The sequence below is a fragment of the Aquirhabdus sp. genome (assembly GCF_046462495.1).
In the GTDB taxonomy this organism is placed as follows: Bacteria; Pseudomonadota; Gammaproteobacteria; order Pseudomonadales; family Moraxellaceae; genus Aquirhabdus.
Map to the genome: position 1 here is coordinate 478,261 of NZ_JBKGVE010000004.1, position 12,005 is coordinate 490,265.

Here is a 12,005-nt window from a genome sequence, read left to right on the forward strand (position 1 = left end):
ATTGTTATACCCAATTTATCATTTCATTCCCCACGCCACTTGGCGTGAAATGTCAGAAAAATGGAGTGATCCAGCCAATTCTCAATGCCACTTCTTGACATCGATATCACGATCTATGAGTATCGAGAGATATTGATGGCAATCCTGACCATCGAGTTCACGAGACGAGCACCGTAGATGATTGACCAAAATCCCGCAAGCACTTTTCTCATCCGTCGTCGTCGTTTTCTTGCTGCTGGACTCGCTGCGGTTACATTGCCTGCATTTGGAAAAGTGACTGGCGTACAGGCATCAAGCGATGAGCTGGATGCATTTATTCGCGGTGAGATGAGCCGTGCCAATATCCCGGGCATGGCCGTCGGGATCGCACGAAAGGGCGTAGTGCGTTTGACGCGGGGCTATGGTTTTGCTGAGATTGAACATCGGCGGGCTGTGACGGTTGATACACTGTTTCACATCGCATCCGTGACCAAGACGGTCACCGCAACAGCCGTGATGCGTTTGGTCGAATCCGGAAAATTTCACCTCGATGACTCGGTTGCCGAGCACCTCGACTTTCCGCTGATCAATCCGCATCACCCTGATGCACCAATCACTTTTCGTCAACTGCTGATGCACACGTCGAGCATTTCCGATGCGAAATACTATGACATCGATTTTCGTCAACACGGTGGTGACTCGACCGTGTTGCTGGGTGATTTTCTCAAGGGTTATCTTGTCTCTGGCGGTCGCAACTATGCCGCCGAGGGCTGTTTTTCTAAGGTAGTCTCTGGTGGGGCGTGGGATTATAGTAATGTTGGCTATGGTTTACTGGGTTATCTGGCGAGTCGGATTGGCGGTGAAGATATGCGTGAGCAAACCCGCAAGCAGATCTTTGCACCACTCGGCATGCGGCACAGCAGTTGGACGATCGCGGGGACTTCCGAAGCTCGGCGTGCCACGCCCTACGATCTGGTCGATGGCGTGCTGAAGCCGATGGAGATGGTGGGTTTCCCGGATTGGTCGGCGGGCATGCTCCGCTCGTCTGTCGCTGAATTCACCCGCTTCGTTGCGGCCTCTGCCAATGGTGGTTCGACACGTCAGGTACAAATTCTTGGCAAAGCGGCAATGGCAGAGATGTTGGATATGCGGACTCCGCCTGAATTGCCAACATGGCTGACGGGGCAAGGGCTGGGATGGGGGGCTTCCAATCTGGAGGGTAAGCCTTTCCCCAATCATTGGGGTGGTGATCCGGGCGTATTCACAGCGGTGTATCTCGATCCTGCAAGCCAGAGCGGCGTGGTGATCTTCACCAATATGTCAGTGACAGCAGAAAGTAGAACTGCAGTGAAAAACATCGCCAATCGTCTGCTGACGAGTCAGCTCGGGTAATGTATATCCAATCACTTGGCGTGAAATGTCAAAAAAATGGAGTGATCCAGCCAATTCACATCCGCTAATCTTTGGCATGATAGACCCATCAAAGATCAATACTCTAAAGGGTTAAATAATCATGCGTCGTTGGAATGGCTGGGGTGATGATGCGCAGGACTTTCCGCTCAAAGCGAAGGGACTGGAGTTTTTGGGAGAGAAACTGGGCGGCAAAGGCGCCATTCTGCTGGATGCCAGCCTAGCTGATGTCACTACTAAAGTTCCGCCGTCACGTTTACCTGCACACCCCTTGGTCTCTCAGGATGTCGAACTGCGTATCCGTCATGCCCGCGGCGAGAGCTTCCCCGATTGGATTGCCAAGCATTCAGGGGAGTTTGGTTATTTCCCGGATGGCGTAGCGCTGCCTGAGACAGGCGAGCAGGTACGCGAAGTCCTGACATGGGCGTATGACCACGGCTTTATCGTGATTATCTATGGCGGTGGAACATCGGTAGCGGGTCATATCAATGTGCCCGCCTCCGATAAACCTGTCCTGACCCTGTCTTTAGAAAAGATGGATCAGCTTCTTGATCTCAATCGTGAGAGCAATGTTGCCACCTTTGGCGCGGGCACACCCGGCCCACGCGTTGAATCCCAGCTCAAAGAGCAAGGCTATGTACTGGGGCACTTTCCGCAGTCGTGGGAGCTGTCTACAGTTGGGGGCTGGGTCGCGAGTCGTTCTTCAGGGCAGCAGTCGCTGCGCTATGGTCGCATCGAACAGATGTTTGCTGGCTGTACCATGGAGACACCGCGCGGGCAACTGGTCATTAAGGATATCCCCGCATCGTCTGCTGGTCCTGATTTGCGTGAAGTGGTGATGGGCAGTGAAGGGCGTATCGGTGCGATTACCGAGGTGAAGGTGCGTGTCACGCCATTACCTGAGCATGAGTCTTTCCATGTCGGTTTTGTCCCTGATTGGGAGTCGGGCTTGAAGATGGTGCGCGAGCTTGCGCAGGGCAAAGTGCAGTTGTCGCTGATGCGCCTGTCCAATGCCGATGAAACCGAATCCCATCTGTCACTGGGTGGTAATCATCCGTTGTTTAAAGCCTATGATCGTTTCCTGAGTTTTAAAAAATGCCGCAATGGCGATCGCTGTATGTTTACCTTTGGTGTGACTGGCAGCAAACGTCAAGCGCGCTTTGCACTGGCTGAGGCGAAGCGTGCGATTGATAACGCAGGCGGCACCTACATCGCTAGCAGTTTTATGGGCGGCATCTGGGAGCACTCACGCTTCCGCTCACCGTATTTCCGCAATGGACTGTGGGAACATGGCTATTCGGTGGATACCTTCGAGACCTGCATCAATTGGGACAAGGTCAATGCCTGTATGAATGCGATGGAGCAGGCGATCAAAGACGCAAGTGACGGTCAACCGGTACAGGTCTTCAGTCATCTGTCGCATATGTATGGACAGGGTTGCAGCATCTACACCACCTATATCTTCAAGAATTCAGACGACTATCCTGAGCTGCTGGCGCGTTGGCAGAAATACAAGCAGGCGGCGGGTGATGCCATTGCACATGCTGGCGGCACAGCCAGTCATCAGCATGGCATCGGACGCGATCATGCGCCGTGGCTTAAGGTTGAGAAAGGCGCTGAGGGCATGGCGCTGCTGCATAGCATCGTGACTCATTTCGATCCGAAGCAGCAATTAAATCCCGGCTGTTTACTGGTCGATGAGTCCTGATCGACCAGATCAGCAAGACTGGGGTGTGTTTCTTTTCTCTGAATTATTGCTTGAGTGAGTGTGGATTATGCTGGGTCATCGGCAACCGTTGGGTAACTTGAACCAAGAAGTGTGGGATCTTGTGGTGATTGGCGGCGGCATCACGGGCGCGGGTATCCTGCTTGAGTCAGCGCGCTTGGGCAAAAAGGTCTTGCTGCTCGAACAACAGGATTTTGCATGGGGCACGTCGAGCCGTTCCTCCAAGATGGTGCATGGTGGTCTGCGCTATATCGCCCAAGGCGATATTACCCTGACCAAGCATTCGCTGACCGAACGCGAGCGACTCTTGACGGAGCTACCGCATATGGTGGTGCGTTTTCCGTATATTTTCCCAATTCGCCAAGGCAGCTTTCCGGGTCGTTTGGCGATGGAAGCGGTGTTAACCGTCTACGACAAACTGGCAGGCATCTCGGATCACAACTGGATTCCACGCGACAAGCTATTGGCAAAATATCCGGACTTAAATGCGACTGGGCTTAAAGGCGGCATGCGCTATACCGATGCCTTGGTCGATGACGTACGACTGGTGCTGCGTGTACTGCATGAGGCAGTTCTTGAGGGCGGTACGGCGAATCACTATAGCGAAGTTAAAAGTATCGCGAAAAGTGCGAGTGGCTTTACGCTGCGTGTCGAAGACAAGATCAGCGGTGAAGTGCTCGACATCAATGCTGCACAGGTGGTCAATGCCACGGGGGCATGGGCCGATCTACTTTCGGCAGATATCGCTAAAGTACGTCCACAGCGCGGCAGCCATATCTTTATTCTAGAAGATAAATTACCGGTTCAAGACTGCCTCACCGTCATGCATCCCGATGATGGACGTCCAGTATTTATCTATCCTTGGAAGGGGCAGACCTGTATCGGCACGACCGATCTGGATCACCGCGAGGCGATTAATCTGGAGCCACACTGTACCGCTGCCGAGATTGATTATTTGCTGAAAGTCGCTAATCAGCAGTTTGCCGCAGCATCAATCACGCGTGCAGATATCATTTCCACCATTGCGGGTGTCCGTCCGATTATTGCGTCAGGCAAAGGCAGCGATCCGTCCAAAGAGCGGCGTGATCATCTGGTTTGGACAGCGAAGAACGGTGTGGTGTCAGTCTCTGGCGGTAAGCTCACGACCTTCCGTTTGATCGCGCTGGATGTGCTGTCGGCTTTGGGCTGGCTGGACAGTAAAGCACTTAAGAATGCACAAACCAATACCAAGCTGCGCTGCTTTAATCATCGAATTGAAGACCCCGATTACCTCAATGCGCCTCTCGTCAAAGTCGCGACTGGCACAGCGCTCTTGAGTCAGGTGACATGGATTTTGCAAAACGAGATGGTGCAGCATCTGGATGATTTGATGCTCCGTCGCTTGCGTGCGGGGAATCTCTTGGTAGACGGTGGTAGGGAAGTGCTCGCACAGATCAAGCCGCTATGCCTTGAGCATCTGGCTTGGGATGAGGCGCACTGGCAGGCTGAGGTGACACGCTATCAGGAAATCATCCGCCGCAGCTATGCGGTGTTGTAAGTGATTACGCAGCTATGACAATCCCTATGAATCAGGAATAATAAGAAATGTCACAAGATTTATTTCTCGCACTGGACCAAGGCACGCAAAGCGTCCGGGCGATGCTGTTTGATCTCGATGGACAACTGGTGGCTAAGTCGCAGCAGCACATCGAACCGTACTTCGCTGCACAGCCAAACTGGGCGGAGCAGGAGGCGGGCTATTTTTGGGAGAATCTGTCTCTGGCCTGTCAGGGACTATGGACGGCACATCCTGAACTCAAATCACGGGTGGTCGCGGTGTCGCTGGCCTGTCAGCGTGCGACCATGCTGTGTCTGGATGCGGACTTACAACCGCTTCGCCCCGCGACGATCTGGCTCGATTCTCGGCGTACCGAGCATTATCCCAATTTGCCACTCTGGCTGAAGGCTGGTATCAAGCTCGCCGGACAAGAGTCGATCATCCATCAGTTTCAGTCCAAAGCCGAGTGTAACTGGCTGGCGGCGGACTATCGAGATGTTTGGGCGAAGACCAAACACTTTGTCCAGCTCTCGGGCTATCTCACACTCAAGCTCACTGATCACCTGAATGATGCCGTGGCATCGCAAATCGGTTATATCCCTTTTGACTATAAGCGTCAGCAATGGGCCGCACCGTCGGATCTCAAGTGGCGGGCGCTCACGCTTAAGCGCCACCAACTGCCACCGCTGGTACAAGCGGCTGAGCCACTCGGCACCATCAGTCGTCAGGCGGCGCGTGACACGGGGATTCCTGAAGGGTTAACTCTATATGCCGCAGGGGCAGACAAGGCCTGTGAGGTGCTGGGCGCAGGTGCGATCACGCCGGATGTCGGGTGCTTAAGCTACGGCACCACCGCGACTTTCAATACGGGCAATAGCCGCTATGTCGAGCCGTTGCCATTTCTGCCGGCGTATCCTGCTGCGGTGCCGCATACCTATAATTCCGAGATCATGGTTTTTCGCGGCTACTGGATGGTGAACTGGTTTAAACGCGAGTTTGCTGCGCAAGAAGTGCTACAAGCCAAGGCGCAGGGCATTGAGCCGGAATTGCTGTTTGATGATTTACTGCGCCAGTCACCGCCCGGTGCCATGGGGCTGATGTTGCAACCCTTCTGGTCACCTGGGGTCAAATTTCCGGGACCTGAGGCGAAAGGGTCGATCATTGGCTTTGGCGATGTACATACCCGCGCGCATCTGTATCGCGCCATCATCGAGGGTATCGGTTATGCGTTACGTCAGGGCAAAGACATGCTGGAAAAACGCAATGGACGACCGATCACCAGTCTGAAAGTGGCAGGCGGCGGCTCACAAAGTAATGAAGTCATGCAGATCACCGCCAATATCTTTGGCATGCATGCCGAGCGTCCGCATACCTTTGAGACCTCGGGGCTTGGGGCAGCGATCAATGCGGCAGTGGGTGCGGGCTATTATAAGAGTCATGCCGATGCGGTGGCGGTTATGTGTCATCGTGGCGATGTGTTTAAGCCAGAGGCGGGGAGTGTAGCGCTGTATGACCAGCTCTATAAGCAGGTCTATAGCAAAATCTATCCGCAGCTTCAGCCCTTGTATCGCTCAATCCGTCAGATCACGGGTTATCCAAAGTAGGTCTGTATTTTGCCCAATAAAAAAGCCTCTATTCAGAGGCTTTTTTATGATTCAAGGATGAGTGATTATCCAAGCAGATCGGCTGGTACGTTACCGCCATTGGCAGCCACTTGTTGCAGCACGGTTTTATGCAGCCACATGTTCATTTGCGCAGAATCGTCCATCAGGTCGGCAGGGCAGTTTAATTCGGCAGCGAGTTTTTTACGTTCATCATAGCTGCTGTCGATACCGAGCAGTTTCATCAGATCCACAATCGATTCACGCCAGTTGAGTTCCTGATCGCTGGCATCCGCAAGGCCATCCAGTTTGGAAACCACATCCACTTCACTCATAGCCACAGGCGCTGCTGGTGCAGGTGCTGCTACAGGTGCCGCATCAGCGGGTGCTGCTGGTGCAGGCGCGGGTGCTGCGGCAGGCGCTGCATCATCATGGCCAAAACCCAGTTTATTCAAGATCGTGTTAAAAATTCCCATTGCCCTATCCCTTAATCGTTGAAAAACATTTTTATAGATAACTATTGCAGAAAATCTGCGAACTGATCTTAGCGCATTTCAGGATTGGCGCATTGTAGTGATTTTATAAAGGGGTGTTGGGATATGGCGAATTTGGGATATGGCGAATGTTGTTAATCGCTAGGCATCAGGATTCTGTCGCAACATGAATGCTTAAGCCAGTTTGATCGGGGGCAAGATTTGCTCTCAGGGTCAGGGCAGGGATGTCATAGGCACCCGCATTCTGTGGCCTAAAAGCGATAGGCGGTACGTGCGCGAGATTATCTAGACGCTGTTTTAATGCTTCGCAAGTGCTGGCGTAACGCTCATCATTCATGCGGTCAGTGCGATACATCACAAACGGCGGCAGTACCTCAAAGCCGGGGTAATACAGAATCCCATGCTGGATGGGAAACAAAATTTCGTCAATAGAACCATTGATCCCGCGCGGACTGTAATGCGATTCCCAACCGCCTGCGGTGACTATCAGCATTGCCCGCTTGCCGAGCATATTGCCTTGGCCATAACGGTCACCCCAGTGAAAGTCGGAGTGTTCGCCCACGCCATAAGCAAAACCATAGGCGTAGACACGGTCTACCCAGCCTTTCAAAATCGCTGGCATGGAAAACCACCATAACGGAAATTGCAGGATCAAGGTGTCTGCCCAGCGTAGTTTGTCTTGCTCAGCGACAATGTCCAAACTTTGGGTGCCATGCGCAAACGCATATTGAGAATCCAGCGATGGATTAAAATGAGCACCTGCGGTTCGATCAAGATTGTCTGCGGCATCAACGGTCGCTTTCCACTGCATGGCATAAAGGTCAGAAACCTGTACCTGATGCCCTGCGGCAGTTAGGTGTGCAACAGTGAGGTTTTTAAGCGCGCCATTCAATGAGCGAGGTTCAGGGTGGGCATAAACGATTAAAACATTCATCACAGTCATCTCTGGTGTTGGGGTACATGCAGGATAGAAGGTGATCAGGTATAGTAGAAATGAATTCTCATTATTGTAGGTATAGTCATGAACAATTTGAGGCGGCTTGATCTCAATTTGCTGCTGACCCTCGATACGCTGCTGATTGAGCATAATGTGACACGTGCGGCAGAGCGATTGAACCTATCGCAGCCCTCAGTCAGCGTGCAGTTAGGTAAGTTACGTGAGATTCTGGGTGATCCGCTACTCTTGCCGGGACCACGTGGCATGTTGCCAACAGCACGAGCCAATCAATTACGTGAGCCGCTTCGGCACGCACTAGAGGCGCTAGAGCACGCGATAATGCCTGCCAGTCCATTTACACCTGAGACGGCGACTCATACTTGGCGGGTTTCGGCGACTGATTATATGGATGTCACGGTGCTGCTACCTATGCTGCAAGGATTATATAGGGCAGCACCCCATACTCGGCTTGCTGTACTAGACATGGTGCCAGTACAGATCGCCAGACAGCTTGAGCATGGCGAGATTGATCTTGCTTTTCATACCCGTCATGATTCTCCGTTGCATCTGCATCAACGGCTTTTATTTAAAGAGCACTATGTGCTCGTGGGTCGGGTGGGGCATCCACAATTGCACAGTAAACTAACGCTTGCGCAGTTTTGTGCATTAGGACATGTGCTGGTGTCGCCAGATGGTGGTGGATTCTATGGGGTGACCGATACGGTTTTGGCAGCGCTGGGTTTATCTCGTCATGTGGTGTTATCCGTGCCACATTTCTTGTTTGCGACGACGGTGCTCGCCAATACCGATCTAGTCTCAGTACTACCTTCGCGTTTGGTGCGCGATAACCCACAGCTTCAAATGATTGAGCCACCGATTGAAGTGCCCGGTTTTGAGATGGCGATGCTGTGGCATGAGCGCTCGCATCGTGACCCAGCGCATCAGTGGTTAAGGGAGTTTATGGTCAGGTCTTTACTCTAAGCATGGGATTAGTTTAATCACAATTCATCAAAACACATCTGGATAGTCCGTATACACCACAAAACTACTGCCCCGACAGAAGCTCGCCAGCGTCAGTCCCGCTTGTTTCGCCATGCGAATCGCCATGGTGGTCGGTGCGGAGATACTGGCCAGTAAAGCGATATTCAACTGCGCACATTTACGGATCAGCTCATAACTGGCTCGACTGGTCATGACGATAAAACCTGCACTGACATCCAATTGCTGCTGCGCCAGATAGCCCAGCAGTTTATCCAGCGCATTATGGCGCCCGACATCTTCAAATAGTGCCACGATATTGCCATCCACCACCCAGGCTGCTGCATGCGCACCGCCGGTGACTTTGGTAATTTCCTGCTGCGCTTCCAGCTTAGAGACGGCATCTGGAATTTGATTAAGCCAATCCGCTTTTGCCTCGGTCGTGACCAAGGGCAGTACGGTATGAAACTGCTGCAAGCTCTCGATACCGCATAGCCCACAACCTGTCCGCCCCACCATCATCCGCCGATGTTCTTTCAATGCCGCAAAGGCACTAGAGGCGATGGTCATGTCGATCTGGGTGCCCAGTTCGGTGTGTTGAACATCTAACGAGTACAGCGCTTTGAGGTCGGGGATGATGCCTTCGGACAGGCTAAAGCCCATGGCGAAGACATCCAGATCGGTGGGTGTGGTCATCATCACGGCATGGGAGATACCGTTATAGACCAGTGCAACCGGTGTCTCACGCACCACATGATCCAGCACACTGGTGAACTGACCGTTTTTAAAGCGGTGCACCGCCAGCACGTCGATGCCTTCCGCAAAAGGTGATAACGCTTGGGCAGGCCGTGCGTCATCGGTATGACGACGCGTAAACGGCGTGATGGCATCATGGTTATCCATGGATAGCCTCGGGATCAACCGGTAGTGCAAGGTTAAAGTGCTCAGGGGCACCACCCGCATGCAGAATCACGGGAATACTTTTGGAGGCCGGGATCATGGCACGTTTGTCGCGACTGCTGAGTGCTACCAATGGATTGGTCTCGGGATAGTACGCCCCCAGGCTGCCACGCGGAATGTCATAGGGTACGATGCGGAAGCTTTCCACCACGCGCTTGACTTGATCAGGGAAGATACTTTCGATATCGATCCATTGGTCCGCCACAAAGCCTGCCTCCTTGATGTCGTCCTTGTTCATAAATAAGACACGGCGTTGACCAAATACCCCGCGATAGCGGTCATCCAGCCCATAGATGGTCGTGTTGTATTGATCATGGGAGCGCATGGTCATCAGAGTATAGAGCTGACCTTTGTGCTGACCTTTATACTGCGCGGCATAGGCATATTCTTTATCGGCATAGACTTCATCGATCGGTTTGATAAAGAAACCGGCTTTGCCCGTTTTGGTATGCCAGTCGTGCTCATTGGCCGGATGCTGCAAGTGGAATCCACCCGGTGGATAGACACGGGCATTGAAGTCGTGAAACTCGTCAAACACCTCGGCAATCGCATCGCGGATACGGTCATAGCTTTCGATATACCAGCGCCACTTGATCGGGCTATCTGGCAATACCGCCTCGGCTAAACGCGCAATAATATCGGGTTCAGAGAGCAAGTTGGGTGAGGCCGGTGCGTTCTTGCCGGCGGACAGATGGACATTACTCATCGAGTCTTCTACCGAGATAGCTTGCGGGCCATGCAACTGCTCATCAATCTCGGTGCGTCCCAGACAGGGCAGAATCAGGGCTTCTTCTTTACCCATGATCAGATGACTGCGGTTGAGTTTGGTCGCGACATGCGCGGTCAGGGTACAACGGCGCAGTGCTTCAAAGGTGACAGGGGTATCGGGGGTCGCAACAGCAAAGTTACCACCCAAAGCAAAGAAGACTTTGACATCGCCTTTTAGCATGCCTTCAATGGTCTCAAGCACGCCCATGCCGTTTTCACGGGGCGACTTCATATTAAAGACGCGATCCAGACTATCCAGCAGTTTAGGCGAAGGGCGCTCATGGATGCCCATGGTGCGGTCACCCTGCACATTGCTATGACCGCGAACCGGACAGGCGCCCGCGCCGGGACGACCGATATGACCGCGTGCCAGCAGCAGGTTGGCCAGCATTTGCACATTGGCCACGCCATTGCGGTTTTGGGTAATGCCCATGCCCCAGCAGAAGATCACGCGTTCTGCATCACAGAACATTTTTGCCAGTGACTTTAATTCATCTGGTTTCAAGCCGGTTTGTTCGTGGATGCTTGCCCATGAGGTTTGATCAACCTGATCGATCATGGCAGTAAAGCCATCCGTATTCATGTCGATAAAGGCATGATCAAACAGGGAGGGTTTGCCCGCCGCCAATGCTTTTTGATCCCATTCGCGCAGATGCTTCATCATGCCCATGAGTACGGCATAATCCCCGCCGACCTTGGGCTGGAAGTAATTACTGCTGATACGCGTGCTGCCGTTGGTCATCATTTCGATCGGGCTTTGCGGGTCTTGGAAGCGTTCCAGACCGCGCTCTTTGAGCGGGTTGATCGAGATGATTCTAGCGCCGCGTTTGGATACCTCACGCAGCGTACTCAGCATGCGTGGATGGTTGGTACCCGGATTCTGACCGAAGATAAACACCGCATCAGCCAGCTCAAAGTCATCCAACGTGACCGTGCCTTTGCCCAGACCCAGCGACTCTGCAAGCCCGAAGCTGGTGGTCTCATGGCACATGTTTGAGCAATCGGGGAAGTTGTTGGTACCAAAGTTGCGTACAAAGAGCTGGTAGAGGAAGGCTGCTTCATTGCTGGCGCGCCCCGAAGTGTAAAAGGCGGCTTGGTTGGGGTTATCGAGCGCATGTAGATGGCGGGCGATGATGCTGAATGCTTCTTCCCACGAGATCGGCACATAGCGGTCGGTTGCGGCATCGTAGCGCATCGGGTCGGTGAGGCGGCCTTGTTGCTCAAGGAAGTAGTCACTTTGTTCCGACAGCCAACTGACGGTGCGCTCGGCAAAGAATTCTGGGGGAACACGCTTGCTGGTGGCTTCGAAGGCAATCGCCTTGGCACCATTTTCACAGAAGTTAAAGGCATGGGCATGTTTCTTTTCAGGCCATGCACAGCCCGGACAGTCGAAGCCCGTCGGCTGGTTGATATTCAGCAGGGTGATGGCGCCTTTTGCCATGATCCCTTGTTGGGTCAGGTTACGCGCAACACTGAGCAGAGCGCCCCAACCTGCCGCCGGATGGGTATAGGTGGTGATTCTGGCGTGTCCGATATTGGGCTGCACGTTTACGGGATTTTCGTGTAATTTATCGTCCATTTCCTTAATCCTCTCATCGAAGTGCCTGTGTTTCTC

9 protein-coding genes are annotated in these 12,005 nt (G+C 53.0%); 5 read left to right on the top strand and 4 right to left on the bottom strand.

The features are described from left to right. The first annotated feature begins 177 nt into the window (after positions 1 to 177). From ACLHG7_RS05670 to ACLHG7_RS05685, 4 genes are all read left to right on the top strand, one after another. Complete coding sequence (locus ACLHG7_RS05670) at positions 178 to 1,371, top strand: serine hydrolase domain-containing protein (protein WP_410210066.1); 1,194 nt, start codon at positions 178 to 180, stop codon at positions 1,369 to 1,371. Positions 1,372 to 1,492: 121 nt separating this feature from the next. Then, a complete protein-coding gene (locus ACLHG7_RS05675) occupies positions 1,493 to 3,097 on the top strand; it encodes an FAD-binding oxidoreductase (protein WP_410210067.1) in 1,605 nt (534 codons plus the stop codon). Positions 3,098 to 3,164: 67 nt separating this feature from the next. Further along, the gene (locus tag ACLHG7_RS05680; RefSeq protein WP_410210068.1) at positions 3,165 to 4,652 is read left to right on the top strand and encodes a glycerol-3-phosphate dehydrogenase/oxidase; all 1,488 of its coding nucleotides are present in this window, start codon (positions 3,165 to 3,167) and stop codon (positions 4,650 to 4,652) included. Positions 4,653 to 4,699: 47 nt separating this feature from the next. Beyond that, complete coding sequence (locus tag ACLHG7_RS05685; protein ID WP_410210069.1) at positions 4,700 to 6,256, top strand: FGGY-family carbohydrate kinase; 1,557 nt, start codon at positions 4,700 to 4,702, stop codon at positions 6,254 to 6,256. Positions 6,257 to 6,321: 65 nt separating this feature from the next. On the opposite strand, the gene ACLHG7_RS05690 is transcribed toward ACLHG7_RS05685, so the two are convergent. Continuing rightward, entirely contained in the window at positions 6,322 to 6,729 is a 408-nt protein-coding gene (locus ACLHG7_RS05690) for a DUF3597 domain-containing protein (protein WP_410210070.1), read from the bottom strand. A 166-nt stretch (positions 6,730 to 6,895) separates the two neighbouring features. Further along, the gene (locus ACLHG7_RS05695; RefSeq protein ID WP_410210071.1) at positions 6,896 to 7,834 is read right to left on the bottom strand and encodes an NAD(P)H-dependent oxidoreductase; all 939 of its coding nucleotides are present in this window, start codon (positions 7,832 to 7,834) and stop codon (positions 6,896 to 6,898) included. On the opposite strand from ACLHG7_RS05695, the gene ACLHG7_RS05700 reads away from it, so the two are divergent. Next, positions 7,799 to 8,665: a LysR family transcriptional regulator gene (locus tag ACLHG7_RS05700; protein WP_410210072.1), complete on the top strand. Its 867-nt coding sequence runs from the start codon at positions 7,799 to 7,801 to the stop codon at positions 8,663 to 8,665. The genes ACLHG7_RS05695 and ACLHG7_RS05700 overlap by 36 nt on opposite strands. Before the next feature lie 27 nt (positions 8,666 to 8,692). Here ACLHG7_RS05700 and fdhD read toward each other — a convergent pair whose 3' ends face one another. Beyond that, on the bottom strand, positions 8,693 to 9,565 hold the full coding sequence (gene fdhD, locus ACLHG7_RS05705; RefSeq protein WP_410210073.1) for a formate dehydrogenase accessory sulfurtransferase FdhD: 873 nt from the start codon (positions 9,563 to 9,565) through the stop codon (positions 8,693 to 8,695). Further along, the gene (locus ACLHG7_RS05710) at positions 9,558 to 11,969 is read right to left on the bottom strand and encodes an FdhF/YdeP family oxidoreductase (RefSeq protein ID WP_410210074.1); all 2,412 of its coding nucleotides are present in this window, start codon (positions 11,967 to 11,969) and stop codon (positions 9,558 to 9,560) included. The genes fdhD and ACLHG7_RS05710 overlap by 8 nt, the downstream gene beginning before the upstream one ends. Positions 11,970 to 12,005 lie beyond the last annotated feature (36 nt).